The following is a 16730-nucleotide window of genomic DNA, read 5'->3' as shown; positions in this document are numbered from 1 at the left end:
GTCGCAAAGGTGGCAAAACGGGATTATTCTGCGCTTTTGTCAAAGGGCGACTTGCGCGGTGGATAGGGATCGCCAAAACGGTTTTCCCCACCCCAGCCCGGAACAAAGCCGATGACGAAATAGAGCACCATCACCAGAGCCACCGGCACATAGAGCAATTCGGTCATGAGCTCCGGGGAGACGAGGGCCACGCCAAAGGTGATGACCATGCCAATAGGCACGATCAGGAACCATTTCCCCGTCAATTCCATGTCATGCAGGCGGCGCACGGTGAGGGGAACACTGAGCATGAACATGATTGCGAACCAGACTTTCCAAAGTCCGTCGAGCAGCGGCACATTCAGCCCGATGAAATAGAGCCCTATCGTCATCAGAATGGAGAAAAGGAACCAGAGCCAGAATTCGCCTCGCCCCGCCCGTCCGTTGAACTGGAGGCAATTGACTAGGCTGTGTTCGACAAGCTGGATGGGAGACATGGAAGAACCTTTGTTTGGGGTGCGTTTGCTGCTTTGCATGAAACAAGCATCAGAATGCGTCAATAGGGCGGCTTATTCAATCAACAATCGATTTTCCCGCAAAGCGCCGAACGCCTTCACCGGACGTGGCTGCGGGCGTATGCGCATAATGCGGTACAACAAATCGGCCCCCCCAACTTATTGATGACCGGATAACCCCTGCTTCTGCCTCCAATGTTGCATTGACGAAAAGCCCCTGCTGATCGTTGGATGCGTCTAGCAGATTTTACGGATATCGGGAGGATTCTTTCGGGCGTGGCAACGGTTTACATAACACATCCGTCCTTTTTGAAGCACAAGACGCCGGAAGGTCATCCGGAGCGTCCTGATCGCATGCGTGCGGTCAATGTGGCGCTTGAGCATGAGAAATTTCTCTTTCTTGAGCGTGAAGAGGCACAAATCGGACAACGTGAGGATATTCTGCGCTGCCACCCTGAAAGCCAGATCGACATGCTCGAGAGCTTGACGCCAACCGAAGGGCTCGTCTCACTTGATGGCGATACGACAGTTTCCCCAGATACTTATCAGGCGGCCCTTTATGCCGTTGGTGCCTCGACGCAGGCCGTCGATGAAGTCATGCAGGGCAAGGTCGACAATGCCTTTTGCGGGATAAGGCCTCCCGGTCACCATGCCGAGAAATCGCGTGCCATGGGGTTCTGCTTTTTCAACAATGCGGCCGTTGCAGCCCGCTATGCGCAGAGCAAATATGGTGCCGAGCATGTGGCCGTGATCGATTTCGATCTGCATCATGGCAATGGCACCCAGGATATATTCTGGGATGACCCCTCGCTCATGTATTGCTCGACTCACCAGATGCCGCTTTATCCCGGCACCGGTGATTGGCACGAAACCGGCAAGGACGACAAGGGCAACATCGTCAATGCGCCGCTCAATGCCGGCCATGGCTCGGACCAGATGCGCGAAGCGTTTGAAACGCGCCTGTTGCCCGCCCTTTATAATTTCAATCCCGATCTGGTGATCATTTCGGCAGGCTTTGACGCCCATATTCGCGATCCGTTGGGCGATCTCACCTGCACGGAAGCCGATTTTTCCTGGATGACCGGCAAGCTTATGGATGTCGCGGACAAATGCTGTGACAACCGGGTGGTTTCCTTGCTGGAAGGGGGATATGACCTGCGGGCTCTGGCCCGTTCGGTTGCTGTTCACGTGGACCGGCTCATGCACGGGTGACTTTCCGCGCCCGATCCCGGGCTGACCGATCCATTTGAAGCGAGGGCCCAGTGTTTGCCAGGCATTGGGTCCTCGTCCTTTGAGAGAACCGTCAACAGGGCCTTGATTTGGTTTTCAAAAGCCGAGAGATATCGGCTCAAAGCTTTTGCAACGTGCAAAATCCATGTAAAAAGAGAGGGCGCGACTCAGCTCGCCCATTAAACACCTCTTTCAAGACCTCTTTTCAGGAAGATGATACATCATGACCGATCTGTCAGACCTCACTTTTGAAGCAGCCCTTGCTGAACTGGAACAGATCGTTCAAAAGCTGGAACGGGGTGATGTTGAGCTGGAAAAATCAATCGAGGCCTATGAGCGCGGGGAAGCGCTGAAACGCCACTGCGACGCGCTTTTGAAAAAGGCCGAGGAAAAAGTCGAGAAAATCCGCCTGTCCGCAGAAGGACAACCGGTGGGAACCGAACCGCTCGATGTTGATTGATATCAGCCGGTTTTGAACCGGATCCGACAAACCTCGACAAGCCTTTCCTTTCGGGACGACTGAGATTTCTTGCGGCTTTGCCCGCATGGCTCGGGAGCCCGTTGCAGCTTGCTCGCTTTCTCCTCAGCCAGATTTGTCAATCGTCCAGACTGGTCAATCGTCACTATCAGAGCCGGAATCGCTGTCATAGTCGCCATCTTCATAATAGGCGGTGCCGTCGTTATTCTTTCTCCGCTTCTTCGTTCGTGAAGGAACAAACAGCAGAACAAGAATCGCAAAGCCATAGGTAATGGCGCTCAGCACAAACCAGACCAAACCGGACCGGCCTTTGGCCTTTGCCGTGATGGCCCCGATGACCCCGGCCAGAAACAGCACTTGAAGGACAATCATTTCATAGCCGTCAATTTCAAACAGGCTTGGCATATTCGGCATGGTCACCCTCCCAGAATAAACGCGTTCTCTCAGGCAGCTTACGCAAGTTTGCAATAAATTCCAATTGGACACCTGGACCAGACGCACAGCATCCCCATCGCGGTCTGCCTGGCGGAAGGTTCACGTCTCTGCGGTGCAACAAGGGGCAAGAGAGATGGTCACGCCTTGCCGATTTCTGCCAATCTCGCCACTGAGTCGTCCGGCAATCTCAAGCCGACCACCGCATGAGGAATATAGGGTGCCTCAAGCCGGGCGATTTCATCGGCGCTCAATTCCAGCTCCAGTGCCGCATTTGCATCTTCCAGATGCTGAAGCCTTGTCGCGCCAATGATAGGGGCCGTGATGGCCGATTTTTGCAGCACCCAGGCGAGCGCGATCTGGGACATTGAAACGCCACGTTCCCTGGCAATTCCCTCGACCGCTTCGACTACCTTGCGATCAGCCTCTGCCGTGTGGGAAAACAGGCTCTGGTGAAAGGGATCGCTTTCGGAGCGCTTGGTTGTCTCGGCCCATGGTCGGGTCAGGAGGCCCCGTGCCTGTGGGCTCCATGGGATGACGCCAACCCCTTCGGCTTCGCACAAAGGCAACATCTCGCGCTCTTCTTCCCTATAGAGCAGATTGACGAAATTCTGCATGCTGGAAAACCGTGCCCAGCCATTGGCTTTCGAGGTGGCGAGCATGGTCGCGAATTGCCATGCAAACATTGACGACGCGCCGATATAACGGGCCTTGCCAGCCTTCACCACATCATTGAGCGCCTCGAGTGTTTCCTCGATAGGGGTGCCATAATCGAATCGATGGATCTGGTAGAGGTCGACATAATCGGTGCCGAGCCGCCTGAGCGAATTGTCAATTTCCTGCATGATGGCCTTGCGCGACAGACCCGCTCCGTTTGGTCCCGGATGCATGCGATTGAAAACCTTGGTTGCGATCACGACTTCGTCCCGGCGAGCAAAGTCGCGGATGGCTCGCCCGAGAATTTCCTCTGACACGCCAGAGGAATACATGTTGGCGGTATCAAAGAAATTGATGCCGATCTCAAGCGCCTTGAGATAGAATGGGCGGCTCTGCTCTTCATTGAGTGACCAGCTGTGAGACCCGCCTTCGGGCGAGCCATAGGTCATGCAGCCAAGGCAAAGGCGGGAAACCTCAAGTCCGGTGCGTCCAAGTTTTACATATTTCATGCGGGGGGCCTCGTTTTTCGTTTGGAAATGCAAATCATGTCTTGGCAATGATGGCCCGCTTCCCTCGTCAGGAGCGGGTGCAGAAAGAGCCTCATTTTTGTTCGCATGAGTCCTTTTTGCGTGAATGGAAAGTGCGTGACCAGCCTTTGTCCTATCTCTATGCTAACACAGGAAAAAGACACTCGAAAGGAATGGCTCCCATGTCACACGATTCTTGCCCCTGCGGCAGTGGCCAAAGCTTTGAAAGCTGTTGCGGGCGCTTTTTGTCTGGCAAGGCGATGCCCGAGCGCGCAGAGCAATTGATGCGGTCTCGCTACAGCGCCTACGTCAAACTCGATATCGGCTATCTGCGTGAGACCCTTTGGCCGAAATATCGGCAGAATTTTGATCTCTACGGCACGACCAAATGGGCGACGGAAAGCCGCTGGACTGGCCTCTCCATTCTCGCTCTGGAAAAGGGTGAGTCGCAGGACCGGCAGGGGACAGTCCTGTTTGAAGCGCGCTATCTGTCCCTCGGAGAGCTCAGAACACACCGTGAGCTTAGTCTCTTCAAGAAAAAATCCGGTCGCTGGTATTATCTCCAAGCACTTCCCGAAGGTTGAAAGCTGGCCCGAGGCATAGACTCTAGTCGGACTATGACTGGGTTTTTTGCAATCGGTCCATACTTTTCGACATAATTCTGTAGAGAAGGGAAGGGCGGCACTGGTAACCTTCGGGTTGTCATGAAACAGTTGTCTTCGCTGGTTATGTTGGCCTGCACTTCGGGGTCTGCTGCGTTGCGGACTGATGATCCTGATGAACGCTCCCCAACTGTGAAAGCCTTGCTGCACTCGGGCTCACTTTGCCATTAGGGGCAGTGATGGCAACAACTCCGATTATTTCATTGAAGTGGGGAGATTAACCATTTTTGGAGGTTTCTCTCAGATGAAAAAGCTTCTCACCAGTGCTGCTGCATTGGCTATGACTGCTGGCTTTGCAGGCGTTGCCCATGCAGATTTCTCGCTGAATATTCTTCACATCAATGATGTGCACTCCCGCATTGAGTCCATCACCAAATATGACAATACATGCGATGCCAAAGGCGAAGAAGAAGGCAAATGCTTCGGCGGCATGGCTCGTGTCAAAACCATGATCAATCAGCGCCGGGATGAGCTCAAGGCAGCTGGCAAGAATGTCCTCGTGGTTGATGCCGGTGACGAATTCCAGGGTTCGCTCTTCTATTCGACCTATAAAGGTGCGGCCGCTGTTGAAATCATGAATGATATCGGCTTCGACGTCATGGCCGTTGGCAACCACGAATTCGACGATGGCCCGCAGGCCCTGGCCGACTTTGTCGGTAAAGCCGAATTCCCTGTCATCTCCGGTAACATCGATGTTTCCAGCGAGCCCCTTCTGGCTGGCAAGATCAAGGGCTACATCATCAAGGAAGTTGGCGGCGAGAAAATCGGTCTTGTCTCCACTCTGGCAGAAGACACCGTAGAAACCTCTTCTCCGGGCGACAAGGTCATCTTCTCGTCTTCAGAAGACTATCTCAAACAGGCTGTCATGGAACTGACCGATCAGGGCGTCACCAAAATCATCGCCGTGACCCATGAAGGTTTGCCAAAAGACATGGATCTGGCGTCCAAGGTGTCCGGTATCGATGTGATCGTCGGTGGCCATTCTCACAGCTATCTGTCCAATAGCAGCGACAGGGCCGAAGGCTCCTATCCGGTTATGGTCAAGAATCCTGATGGCAAGGATGTGCCGATCGTTACCGCTTATGCCTATTCCAAATATGTCGGCGATGTTGAAGTGACCTTCAACGACAATGGCGACGTGGTCTCTGCCAAAGGCGAGCCAATCCTGCTCGACGCTTCTGTCAAGCCTGACGAAGCCATGCAGGCACGTATCAAGGAACTGGCAGCGCCAATCGAAGAGCTGAAAACCAAAGTCATCGGTTCCCTTGGGGCCGACGTTGATGGCGCGCGCGATAACTGCCGTCAGAAAATCTGTGAAATGGGTGTTCTGGTCTCCGACGCCATGCTTGAACGCGTCAAGGATCAGGGCGTTTCCATTGCCATCCAGAATGGTGGCGGTCTGCGCGCCTCCATCAAGGGCGGTCAGGTCACCATGGGTGACGTCCTCACCGTTCTGCCATTCCAGAACACGCTTGCTACCTTCCAGCTGACCGGTGCCGAAGTCATCGAAGCGCTGGAAAATGGCGTGTCTCAGGTTGAAGAAGTCAAAGGTCGCTTCCCGCAGGTCGCAGGCATCAAATATAGCTGGACCCGCTCCAAGCCGGTTGGCGAGCGCATTCTGTCTGTCGAAGTCATGAAAGACGGTGCCTGGGCTCCAATCGACAAGGAAGCTGTTTATGGCGTTGTTTCCAACAACTATATGCGTTCTGGCGGCGACGGCTATAAAGTCTTCAAAACCAACGGCAAAAACGCCTATGACTATGGTCCGAACCTGGAAGATGTCGTTGCCAACTACATCACCAACAATCCGGATTACGCAGTTGTTCTTGACGACCGCATCACAGAAGTCAAATAAGCCTCCGGCAATAGCCTGAGCTTACGACAAGACACAAAAGCCCGGCGGGAGACATCTCGTCGGGTTTTGTTTTTGGGGTCGGAAGATCGGAGAGGCGAAGTGGAGACCTGCGAGGCGGACGGCACCTTGCCTAACAAATCCCATCTTGAAACGGACAGTGACATGGATCCCTTGCGGGATCATTCGCGGTTCAAGGCCTTGCGGGGTCGGCTCTAGGTCCCGTGTTTTGTTCTCCCATTTGTGCATCTTTGTACCGACACCGACCTTAGTCGTCTTGCCGCTTGAAGGGCGGGAAGGGATAATTGGCAGACCGGATTATCATAGCAAAGAGCAGGGAGGGCACTATGAATCTCGTCTTGGGTCTGGCACTTGCACTTGTCGTTTTCCTCGCCGCCAACGGACTATATAAAGTGATGGAGCGCAGAAAAACGACCATCAGCAAGTGATGCATGGGCGGTGATTGGCTCCGCCTTTTGCCCTCCAAACTGACAGCACAAACGGTATTGAAACACCCAACCAGTGACCCGCTTTCTGGCAACCGTCCACCATGTGCGTCAAAAACAGGTCAATTCCCTCAAAATGAAGTTGCTTGTAACAGATTTGTGACGTACAAAGCGCTCAGTTGACACCGCTGATGTGTCTGTTGCTCAAGGCAAATGCCCCACCGCGCAACATCCTCACATCGCCGCCAGCCATGTCCCGCATCCGTCGGGGCCATATTGATCGGAGTGTAGCTCAGCCTGGTAGAGCACTGCCTTCGGGAGGCAGGGGCCGGAGGTTCGAATCCTCTCACTCCGACCAATTAAATCAATAACTTACATTGATTTGAGACAGTGGTTTTAAGTTCTATTGAACCTTCCTAATTCTAGTGGAGTCCAGAGTATTGGATTCTTCCCTCAAATGATCAGGCGCATATCCGTCGGCGGGAGGCCCGCCTTTACAGCGCGAAGCAAATTAGTCGGGCTTGGCCATCAAGGCCCTCGCAAGAGACTTGGGCTGTCAGACCGCTTGTCCCGTGGGCATTCGTCTCCATGAAGGCCGCGATGGTTGCGGTCCAATCGATGGAGAGCCCCATGAATGCTTCTGATGACATCACACCAGAATCCATCTCGTCGCCAACCGATCATATCGTCCAACAACTCGAACTCTACGGCTATCACCCGATTGCGGGAGAGGTTGATCCGCGCGACCCGCCGGAGGGCCTCAGTATCGAAGGTGCTGTCACAGATATCTTTGATGCCCTTGTTGCCACCATGTCAGACACTAGCCTTGATCCCGACCTCCCTGAAATCCTCTGGTCCATGGTCAATATTTTCCATCGCGCGTTAGAAAGGATCGAGCGCAAGCTTGACGATAACGAGCAAGCGCAAAAGCGCCTTCAGCGCGAACAGGATGGCTCCGAGGTGAAATCCGTCCAGCTCGAAACCCTGATCGCTATGGGGCAGGGGCTGTTGGACCGCCGCAACAGCTTGGAGCATTTTCGCGAAACCGCAGCAGACCACTTTGCCAGCTTCACCGGAACGCCCTGGACACCAAGAACCGGCTCGCGTGTTGACCATCGCCATCTGACGGCTGCCATGATCGACAGTCGGGATTTCATTGCCGCCAAGCGCCGCTCCGAGAATGAAACCCTTCTTCCGCCCGGCGTAAAAATCGCCTTCTCAGGTGGCGACACCGCCGAGCATCACCTGATTTGGGATCGGCTCGATCAGGTTCTTGCCAAGCACCCTGACATGGTACTGCTGCATGGTGGCTCACCCAAGGGGGCTGAAAAGATAGCCGCTCTCTGGGCCTCTCAACGCAAAGTGCCTCAAGTCGCCTTCAAGCCTGATTGGGCCGCCCATGGCAAAGCTGCCCCCTTCAAGCGCAACGACCTGATGCTAGAGGCCCTGCCAATCGGCGTTATTCTCTTTCCGGGCACCGGTATTCAGGAAAATCTCTCGGACAAGGCCCGCAAACTCGGCATTCCCGTCTATCGCATCAACCAAGATGGCGCGTAAGCGCCATCCTCCTAATTCACGCGATCATCAGCAAAGTCGCTCTTGAGAAACTCAAGGCTGAGTGCAGGGAAAGCACAAATGGCCTGAGCTACATCCGGGCGGATATGAATGTGCCATGTCTGATGGGCTATCGGTTCTGGAGACGCGAAAGCGACAGCATCCAGCACCGCCAGATTGGCACCGGATTTCGGATCCCGAACCGATTGGTAACGAATAATCTCCGCCTGCGCTTCTCTTGCCTTGTCTGAAAGATCAAGACAGGCATCGTAGTCCTGCTTGTTCGTCCAGAGTTCGGCATCCTTTGCCAAAGGATCAGACATCAGATCCAGCATTTTTGCTGTTTTGAGAGCCACAGCAAAAGCGGTGTGGATCAAGGCATTGGTCGGGAAGGGCGTGTCTGGCGATTCCGAGAAAAAGAGATAGCGATAGAATACCGTCTCAGCCATCGCCGTCTCGACCTGTTCGGACGCATAGAAGACACCGGGTGTCATGCCTGCTCTCCGAAAGCGGGATGCATACGGATAGGGCTTGTAGCGAAATGGCGTGAACAACAAAAAATGAAGATGCGCACAAGCCTCAGGTACTTGCGGTTTTACCTCGTCGAGCATTTCTTCGAGTAGCTGCTGTTCATCAAGCGTATCGACCAGCTTTTGGGTAGATATCTGGTGTTGTGCCTCTACCACCCGCCAGCCAGTGCCATCATACAGAGCAAGCTCAGATGATAGCGCGTCGACTGTCCAGATAGTTTGAGACATTCAAAAGCCCTGCAACACTCATGATGGCATCAAGAGGCGTAGCCTCCAGCACCATGTTTCTGTTCTTCATCCATTGGCGGGCAACCGCTTCGTCACCGCCCGTGATCGCATCCAACGAACGGAAAACCCGCACAAGATGCAAGGCCAGCTCAAATTCCTTGGAGCCCTCATCGAGCACATAACCGCCCTTCTTCATGCGAGAAACAGTCGGAGGCGAGAGGCCGATCACACCAGCCAATTGGCCAGCTGTCAGCCCAAGACGCTCAGCGGCACCAAGTACGGCTTTGGTAGCCACTTGCCCGCGTGATGCATTCGCTTTTGCTGCATTCAGAACCTGTCGCATATTCTTCTCCATGATTTCCATGGAAAATATAGCATGGAAAAGTTTCGGATGAAAGAGAAGTGTTGTTCAAGCAGTAAGTGAATTTGACGACTGCTAGCTAATGCATATTCAATAAATGCACGAAAAAAGTTGAAAAAACTCCCAACCCGCAATGCAGCGTTATATGGACATCATCCCATTCAATCAGCTGTGGCGCCTGATAGAACAGAGCCCTTCGATTTGATTGGCTGCGTTGATGGCGATGTCAGTAACCAGCAGAACCCTATCGAAGCATGAATGAGATTCATGGCTTCATACAAGAATTGCTCTCTACCATCCCTCCTCCCGGCGACCATATTCATATCATAAGAATTTTGAAGTTCGATGATCGAGTAAAACGCTGGGAGACTGCCGATGAAAGAAGATAAAAACGTCGAAAATTCAGGAAAATTTGCGCGTTCAAGCAGGAGAAGCGTGCTGAAATTTGCGGGTGCCAGCGTTGCAATTCTTGGTGCTGTCTCGCTATTCAAAAGAACCGAAGCAAAGGCAAGTAACATGACGGATGAGTGGGACAAAACATTCCCGAAAAGCGAAAAGGTAGAACACAAGAAAGTCAGCTTCAAGAACCGCTATGGTATTACCCTTGCGGGCGATCTCTATGTGCCGAAAGATCATGCTGGAGGCAAGCTTGCTGCGATTGCCGTGAGTGGACCGTTCGGGGCTGTCAAAGAGCAATCTTCCGGGCTCTATGCCCAGACCATGGCTGAGCGTGGTTTTGTTGCGCTTGCCTTTGACCCTTCCTATACCGGCGAAAGTGGCGGGGAGCCGCGCAACAACGCGTCACCCGACATCAATACGGAAGACTTCAGTGCCGCAGTTGATTGCCTTGGCATGCAGCCGATGGTGGACAGGGAGCGGATCGGTATCATCGGGATCTGTGGCTATGGCGGCTTGGCGCTGAATGCGGTTGCCGTCGACAAGCGCGTCAAAGCCGTTGTGGCCAGCACCATGTATGACATGACCCGCCTCATGTCGAAGGGCTACAACGACAGCATGACCCTTGAGCAACGCACGCAAAGGCTTGAGCAGTTAAGCCAGCAGCGCTGGCAGGACGCGGAACGTGGCAGCCCTGCCTATGGTCCGGTATCTCTCGAATTGAAGGGAGGCGAGCCGCAATTCGTCGTGGACTATGCGGACTACTATAAGAAGCCTCGCGGTTTTCATGAACGATCAGTCAACTCCAATGGCTCATGGAGCCTCACATCGGCTTTTCCGTTCATGAACATGCCGATCCTGACCTATATCGCGGAAATCTCGCCGCGACCGGTCTTGTTCATTCATGGTGAGAAAGCCCATTCACGGTATTTCAGTGAAACGGCCTATGCAAACGCAGCTGAACCGAAAGAGCTGATGATCATTCCGGGCGCCAACCACACCGATCTTTATGACCAGGTGGACATCATCCCGTTCGACAAGCTGCAATCCTTCTTCGAGCAGCATCTGGCCGTCTGATTGCCATCACCTGGAGCCAAGAGGCCCGCGGTTTGCGTATCGCGGGCCTTTTTTTATGTTCACGCAAAGAGAAGTCAAAGGGCTTCATATCAGGAGGCGTTTTGCGCTTTGAGGCGATCAATGACGAGCCTCAACGCCGAGCTCATCTGGCGGCGGCTGGAATAGAATAGATGATATCCTTCAAACGGTTCGCACCAGTCTTCCAGAAGGCGATGAAGGGACCCAGTCCGGATATCGTCCATGACTTCATCTTCAGTTACATAGGCAATGCCAAGGCCTTCCTTTGCGGCCCTGATCGACATGTCACTGTCGTTGAATATAAATGATCCGGAAACACGGGTGATTATCTCCTCTCCATCCTTCTCGAATTCCCATTCATACATGGCCGCATTGGGATGGAACCGGTGATTGAGGCAGCGATGAGCATCAAGATCGCGAGGATGCTGGGGAGCGGGATGTTTCTTCAAATAGTCGGGAGAAGCGACAACCGCGATGCGAACGGGTGGCCCTATGCGCACAGAGATCATGTCCTGACCAACAAATTCGCCAAGCCGGATGCCCGCATCGAACCGATCCTCGGTCAGATCATTCAGGCGGGCATCAAGATTGAGCTCAATCTCGATTTCGGGATAGTCCCGGGCGATTTTCGAGAGAACCGGCCAAAGCAGGAGTCTGGCCACAGGTTTGCTCGACGTCAGCCTAACCAGCCCTTTCGGCGCGTCGCCAAGAGACCTCAGTTCCTCGATCCTGTCGTCAATCTGTTCCAGCCCCGGCCGCAGAGCCTCTAGCAGCTTTTCTCCCGCATCTGTGAGGGAAACGCGTCGGGACGTTCGGTTCATCAGCTTGATGCCGATCGAGCTTTCCAGGCGCCGGATTGTGTGACTGACAGCGGATTGAGAAATTCCGAGGCGCGCAGCGGTCCGTGTGAAATTCGTCTCTTCTGATGCGACCATAAAGACGGCCAGATCACTGAGATCTTCTCGTTTCATTCATGCCTCCTGAAGGAAAGACGTTCCATTTGTTATCTTTTCTCTATTTAGAAGCATTGTCCATGAAATTGATTCATTGTTGAAGAGGCGTCGGTCGTAGGGCCTTTATTCACGGGCGCTGATAATCAGGCGAGCTGCGATCAATGCAGTGCAGGCCACGACAAGGGCGCTTGCTGCAAAGATTGTATCAAGGCCCGACCATCCGGCGATCCAACCCAAGGCTGGGCTTCCTATCGCCATGGCAATGTCAAGAAACACGGTGTAAAGCCCCATCGCCAGACTTCTATTGGCGGCAGACGAGCCGCGAACCGCTTCCACACCCAATCCGGGATAGACAAGCGCATATCCGAAGCCCGCCAGTGCGGCCCCGCAAGAGGCAATGAAGGCATTTGATGCCAACCAAAGAATGAGCAATCCAAGGGTTTGAACAAGCACAAAGGTAAGCGCAATTCGCGCCCCGCCGAATTTGTCGGGTAAATGACCCGCAACAAGCCTTGCAAAAATCAGGGCCAGGCCAAAGGCGGAAAATGCCAGCCAGATTGGATGCCACTCCTGCTCATCATAGTATAGCGAACTGAAGCTCAAAATCGCGCAATAACCAATGCTGGCGAAAGCCGCACCCAAGCCGGGAAGCCAAACAGAACCTAAAACTGACAGGGCTGATTTTTTGGACTGTGCCGGTTGTAGCGGCACCGCTGGAATTTGGATCAGGGCCACGAGAACCGCAAGCGGAATGAGGGCTGTGGCGAGAGCTATGGATACAAAGCCATAGGACGAGAACAAAAGGCTGCCCAACGGGCCTCCAAGTGCCATGGCTGCAAACATGGCCGTGCCGACCCATGCGATTACCTTGCCAGCGTGAACATCATCGACCCGGCCCAACCCCCAGCTCACTCCACCGGTGATGATAAAGCTTTCGGCACCGCCAAGAACAGCGCGGCCAACAATCAGAATGATGACCGACATGAGTGGCGTGCCTGCTAGAGCGAGCGACAAAAGATAGAGCAGTCCCGCCACAATGGCTGTTATGAGTCCGGTAATGACACCGGCCTTGGGGCCGTATCTGTCGGAGAAGGCACCCGCCCAGACGCGTGAAACCAGCGCGGCGATAAACTGGGCCCCGGCGATCAGACCGACCACAAAGGCTCCATATCCGAGATCGTCGGTCACATACAGGGGCAACACCGGCAGGGCAATGCCTATGATCAGGAAGCCTGCAAGCACTGCAGTCATGATCGGCGTGAGAATGCGGAATACCGCCGGAGAAGCACCGGTCGATTGAGATACTTGATTGGTCATGAGACGCTCAATATGCGGCCAGCAGCAGCAAAAGCAGACTATGCTTCCTGCTGCTGGCTCTAGTCCTTCAGAAGCTGAAATGTCACCTCGGTGCTGCCAACCTGTTGGAAGATTTCGACATCGCTGTCGATGCGCCCAGTTTTTTGCAAATTGCTGATGCGCTCGCCATTTTGCGCGTACATGATGACAAAGCTGTGCCTTGGCGTCCAATAGACGATGTCCCCGACATCATAGTTGCTCGTGGTTGTCTCATTGGCAGGCAGAGCGTCCGGGAAGCGATAAACCAGCTCCCGTGCGTATAGATCCTGCATCGCGACTGTCAGGGGGAACTTTGCGATCAAAGCTCTGCTCGTAGCATTGTCAATGAATGTGGCTGTGGTCTCTTTCCCGCCTGCAATCACTTTGACCCGGATGGGGCTTTTGTCATTCTTCTCAAGCGAAGAAGCCTGAGCGGCTCCAGATCCTGTCATCAAGGCCGCAGCCGTCAGCGCCGCAGCACCAGTTCGCATGCCTCGGCGAAATAGTGACCGAGGTCGGGATGAATTCAGGCCTTTACTCTTTTAGCTCATGACCTACTCCTCTCGCATCTGATCAATTGTGAATACAAAGTCCTGATCTGCCTCACTTTGGTGGCAACTCATGCAACGTTGTCCATTCTCGGACATGTTCGGCGATCGATCGGGCGCGAACTCACGAAATTCCCAATCTCCAGCTCGTGCACTTTCCGAATAAGCCTCACCCCAGCCTTTCCGTTTTTCCATCACGACATATTGATGGAGTTGATCACCGCGATAATCCTCCATCATGATGAAGGTGCCATCGGGAAAAGGATCACCCCTCTTTGCTGCAGCAATCGCTTCCGGGCTCGAGTAAAGCTCTTCGCGGACACCGCCCCGGTTGACCGTCGCGTAGTGCACGCCGTTCTTGTAATTTTCAGGAAATTGAACGCGATCATTTTCTGCCCAAGCCTGCCAGACGGATGCAGCCCCTATGAAGGTCAAAATCGCCAAGACAATGGGAGACTTTCTTGCAAGAGACATCGCTCGTTTCCTTTCTCAAACCATTTCTCAATAAAATAGCGCAAGACAGACTATGCGATTAGATGCTAGATTCAGTATGCATCAATAAGGAAAACTTCTAAATGTCTGGAGAAAGTCTCAACGATCTGGCGGCGTTCATGGTTGTCGCCCATGAGAAAAATTTTACTAAAGCCGCCAAGAGGTTGGGGGTGTCACAGTCTGCGTTGAGCCAGACAATTCGTGCTTTGGAAGCGCGTTTGGGATTGAGATTGCTCAACAGGACGACACGCAGGGTAGCTCCGACAGAGGCAGGTGAACGCCTTCTGCGCAATATTGGCCCTCGCATCGAGGAAATTCAGCACGAACTGATGATGCTTGGTGATCTGAAGGAAAAGCCATCTGGTGTCATTCGCCTTACCGCCACAGAATTTGCAGCGGAGTCGATCCTGTTTCCGACAGTCTCAAAGTTGGTACAACAATATCCTGATATCAAAGTGGAAATCGTGACCGATTACGGTCTGACCGATATTGTCACCGAACGGTTTGACGCGGGTGTCAGGCCGGGGGAAACGATTGACAAGGACATGATAGCTGTGCGCATCGGGCCTCAAATGCGCATGGCCGTTGCCGGCTCCCCCGATTATTTTGAAAGGCACTCAATTCCTCAAAAGCCGCAAGACCTTACGCAACATAAATGCATCAATCTGCGCCTTTCTGGACATGGCGGTCTCTATGCATGGGAGTTTGAGAAAGAAGGTCGGGAACTCAGCGTGAGAGTGGATGGGCAGCTTGTTTTCAATACCGGCAGTCTCATTCTGAAAGCGGCTCAGGATGGTCTGGGACTGGCCTATCTGCCCCAAGCCCAGCTATCACCTCTGATTGAAAGTGGCAAACTGGTTCATGTCCTTTCAGACTGGTGCGAACCATTTTCGGGATACCATCTCTATTATCCCAGCCGCCGCCAACCAACACCCGCCTTTTCCCTTTTAGTGGAGTCATTGAGATACCGGTCAAAGTGACAAACGGAATACGGAGAAAATAGATTGAGGATGGATGGAACTTCATCAATCATGTGGTTCCCTAATTTCATGTCGAGGCAGAGGAAATACTCTCCCGATGTCAAAGGCAGCTAACGAGAGATCCGCTTAAGCAGCAGCGCTGTTTCCAATGACAGCTCAGGGCCGCGACCTCCAAAATCCGGAAAGCTTGGCAGCAAGGCTTCGGTCTCGCTTCCTGATAGGAAACGCCTTCGCGGCAAAGGATCGCGAAGGCGCATATTGTCAGCTTTTCAGTGTGCTCATGTCGATGACGAAGCGATAGCGGACATCCTTGGCGACGACGCGATCCCAGGCTGCATTGACCTGATCGATGGCGATGACCTCGACTTCGGGCCGGATATTCTTGGCCGCGCAATAGTTCAGAAGCTGTTGGGTTTCCGGTACGCCCCCGACATTCGATCCGGCAATGGACCGGCGCCCCAGAACCAGCGGGAAGCCTTTGATCCCCTCGATCTGGCCGAGAACGCCGACATTGACCAGACTTCCGTCAACCTTGAGCAGGGGAACGAACATATCGACCTTGTAGCTATGGGGAACCGCCACAATGATGAAGTCGAAGTGACCGGACAGCTTGGCAAAAGCCTTTTCATCAGGCCAGACGACGGCCTGTCTGGCCCCCATGCGTGTGGCATCGGCGGTCTTTGCCGGTGTGGTCGTGAAGACGGTCACATCTGCGCCCCGCTCGACCAGAAATTTCAGCGCCATGTGGCCGAGGCCCCCAAGACCGACCACGGCCGTTTTCATGCCCGGTTCAATATCCCAGTGATTGAGCGGCGAAAAGGTCGTGATGCCAGCGCACAACAAGGGCGCAGCAGACCGCAGATCCATCCCTTCTGGGATATGATAGCCGAAATGCTCACGCACAACGAGCCGATCGGCATAACCGCCATAGACCTGCCCGCCGTTGCGCCGGTCTGGCCCATAGGTCCATGTCGTGCCATTGAGACAATATTGCTCCAGCCCGCGAACGCAATTTGCGCAGCTGCCGCAGCTGTCGACCATGGTTCCGACGCCAGTAATGTCACCGACTTTGAACTTGCTCACTTGCGGGCCTGTTGCCACCACGCGACCGACGATTTCGTGCCCGGGGACAATCAGCCCCGCGACGGGGCCCCAGTCGCCACGCCCGGTATGAATGTCTGAATGACAAATACCGGCATACATCACGTCGATCACGATATCATCTGCCCGCATGGGGCGATGGGAAAAATCGACAGGTTTGAGCGGCTCCCCGGCTTTGGTCAGGCCATAGCCATGTGCCTTGATAGGACTTCCCACCGCAAAGCCGCTCTGCGGTTGGGCGACAGCCTTCTGTGCGCCCAATGAGGTTCCGGCCGCAACCGCACCAAGAAGGGCCGCCCCGCCGCTCAGGATGGTTCGTCTGCTCAGGTCCGGAACATGGGGACCGGTGCCATTCTTGCAATTTTCACACATTCAACTA

General features: G+C 53.9%; 17 protein-coding genes and 1 tRNA gene. 8 read left to right on the top strand and 10 right to left on the bottom strand.

All coding sequences use genetic code 11. From position 1 onward, the window contains the following. Positions 1 to 23: 23 nt before the first annotated feature. Positions 24 to 476 carry a DUF805 domain-containing protein gene (locus ACHZB8_RS14410; RefSeq protein ID WP_316861338.1) on the bottom strand — a complete coding sequence of 151 codons (453 nt, stop codon included), beginning with the start codon at positions 474 to 476 and terminating at the stop codon, positions 24 to 26. A 249-nt stretch (positions 477 to 725) separates the two neighbouring features. Here ACHZB8_RS14410 and ACHZB8_RS14405 point away from each other — a divergent pair, with 249 nt between their 5' ends. Together ACHZB8_RS14405 and ACHZB8_RS14400 are read left to right on the top strand one after the other, a co-directional pair. Then, positions 726 to 1706 carry a histone deacetylase family protein gene (locus ACHZB8_RS14405; protein ID WP_316861336.1) on the top strand — a complete coding sequence of 327 codons (981 nt, stop codon included), beginning with the start codon at positions 726 to 728 and terminating at the stop codon, positions 1704 to 1706. Between the two features lie 241 nt (positions 1707 to 1947). Next, positions 1948 to 2184, top strand: coding sequence for an exodeoxyribonuclease VII small subunit (locus ACHZB8_RS14400; RefSeq protein ID WP_316861335.1), 237 nt, complete (start codon positions 1948 to 1950; stop codon positions 2182 to 2184). 153 nt (positions 2185 to 2337) lie between these two features. Here ACHZB8_RS14400 and ACHZB8_RS14395 read toward each other — a convergent pair whose 3' ends face one another. Beyond that, on the bottom strand, positions 2338 to 2616 hold the full coding sequence (locus ACHZB8_RS14395) for a hypothetical protein (protein WP_316861333.1): 279 nt from the start codon (positions 2614 to 2616) through the stop codon (positions 2338 to 2340). 158 nt (positions 2617 to 2774) lie between these two features. Next, on the bottom strand, positions 2775 to 3800 hold the full coding sequence (locus ACHZB8_RS14390; RefSeq protein ID WP_316861332.1) for an aldo/keto reductase: 1026 nt from the start codon (positions 3798 to 3800) through the stop codon (positions 2775 to 2777). A gap of 200 nt (positions 3801 to 4000) precedes the next feature. On the opposite strand from ACHZB8_RS14390, the gene ACHZB8_RS14385 reads away from it, so the two are divergent. The 4 genes from ACHZB8_RS14385 to ACHZB8_RS14370 all read left to right on the top strand — a co-directional run bounded on the left by ACHZB8_RS14385 (position 4001) and on the right by ACHZB8_RS14370 (position 8335). Continuing rightward, entirely contained in the window at positions 4001 to 4402 is a 402-nt protein-coding gene (locus ACHZB8_RS14385; protein WP_316861330.1) for a YchJ family metal-binding protein, read from the top strand. A gap of 322 nt (positions 4403 to 4724) precedes the next feature. Next, the gene (locus ACHZB8_RS14380) at positions 4725 to 6335 is read left to right on the top strand and encodes a bifunctional metallophosphatase/5'-nucleotidase (protein ID WP_316861329.1); all 1611 of its coding nucleotides are present in this window, start codon (positions 4725 to 4727) and stop codon (positions 6333 to 6335) included. Between the two features lie 724 nt (positions 6336 to 7059). Then, positions 7060 to 7136, top strand: a tRNA-Pro gene (locus ACHZB8_RS14375). A gap of 272 nt (positions 7137 to 7408) precedes the next feature. Then, on the top strand, positions 7409 to 8335 hold the full coding sequence (locus ACHZB8_RS14370; RefSeq protein ID WP_316861328.1) for a DUF2493 domain-containing protein: 927 nt from the start codon (positions 7409 to 7411) through the stop codon (positions 8333 to 8335). Positions 8336 to 8346: 11 nt separating this feature from the next. Here the strand turns inward: ACHZB8_RS14370 and ACHZB8_RS14365 are convergent, their stop codons facing one another. Both ACHZB8_RS14365 and ACHZB8_RS14360 read right to left on the bottom strand, forming a co-directional pair. Further along, complete coding sequence (locus ACHZB8_RS14365) at positions 8347 to 9090, bottom strand: RES family NAD+ phosphorylase (protein WP_316861326.1); 744 nt, start codon at positions 9088 to 9090, stop codon at positions 8347 to 8349. Continuing rightward, on the bottom strand, positions 9050 to 9433 hold the full coding sequence (locus ACHZB8_RS14360) for an MbcA/ParS/Xre antitoxin family protein (RefSeq protein ID WP_316861325.1): 384 nt from the start codon (positions 9431 to 9433) through the stop codon (positions 9050 to 9052). The genes ACHZB8_RS14365 and ACHZB8_RS14360 overlap by 41 nt, the downstream gene beginning before the upstream one ends. A 393-nt stretch (positions 9434 to 9826) precedes the next feature. Between ACHZB8_RS14360 and ACHZB8_RS14355 the strand changes: the two genes are divergently transcribed. Further along, positions 9827 to 10924, top strand: coding sequence for an alpha/beta hydrolase (locus tag ACHZB8_RS14355; protein WP_316861324.1), 1098 nt, complete (start codon positions 9827 to 9829; stop codon positions 10922 to 10924). Between the two features lie 89 nt (positions 10925 to 11013). Here the strand turns inward: ACHZB8_RS14355 and ACHZB8_RS14350 are convergent, their stop codons facing one another. From ACHZB8_RS14350 to ACHZB8_RS14335, 4 genes are all read right to left on the bottom strand, one after another. Next, positions 11014 to 11913 carry a LysR family transcriptional regulator gene (locus ACHZB8_RS14350; protein ID WP_316861322.1) on the bottom strand — a complete coding sequence of 300 codons (900 nt, stop codon included), beginning with the start codon at positions 11911 to 11913 and terminating at the stop codon, positions 11014 to 11016. Between the two features lie 105 nt (positions 11914 to 12018). After that, positions 12019 to 13212, bottom strand: coding sequence for an arabinose transporter (locus ACHZB8_RS14345; RefSeq protein ID WP_316861321.1), 1194 nt, complete (start codon positions 13210 to 13212; stop codon positions 12019 to 12021). Between the two features lie 59 nt (positions 13213 to 13271). Next, a complete protein-coding gene (locus ACHZB8_RS14340; protein WP_316861320.1) occupies positions 13272 to 13721 on the bottom strand; it encodes a cyclophilin-like fold protein in 450 nt (149 codons plus the stop codon). 63 nt (positions 13722 to 13784) lie between these two features. Continuing rightward, a complete protein-coding gene (locus ACHZB8_RS14335; RefSeq protein ID WP_316861318.1) occupies positions 13785 to 14222 on the bottom strand; it encodes a cytochrome P460 family protein in 438 nt (145 codons plus the stop codon). 131 nt (positions 14223 to 14353) lie between these two features. On the opposite strand from ACHZB8_RS14335, the gene ACHZB8_RS14330 reads away from it, so the two are divergent. Continuing rightward, positions 14354 to 15250, top strand: coding sequence for a LysR family transcriptional regulator (locus tag ACHZB8_RS14330; RefSeq protein WP_316861316.1), 897 nt, complete (start codon positions 14354 to 14356; stop codon positions 15248 to 15250). Between the two features lie 261 nt (positions 15251 to 15511). Here ACHZB8_RS14330 and ACHZB8_RS14325 read toward each other — a convergent pair whose 3' ends face one another. Then, complete coding sequence (locus ACHZB8_RS14325; protein ID WP_316861314.1) at positions 15512 to 16723, bottom strand: NAD(P)-dependent alcohol dehydrogenase; 1212 nt, start codon at positions 16721 to 16723, stop codon at positions 15512 to 15514. Between the last annotated feature and the right edge of the window lie 7 nt (positions 16724 to 16730).

Source organism: uncultured Cohaesibacter sp. (assembly GCF_963556055.3).
GTDB lineage: Bacteria > Pseudomonadota > Alphaproteobacteria > Rhizobiales > Cohaesibacteraceae > Cohaesibacter.
This window is presented reverse-complemented; position numbering and strand designations above follow the sequence as displayed.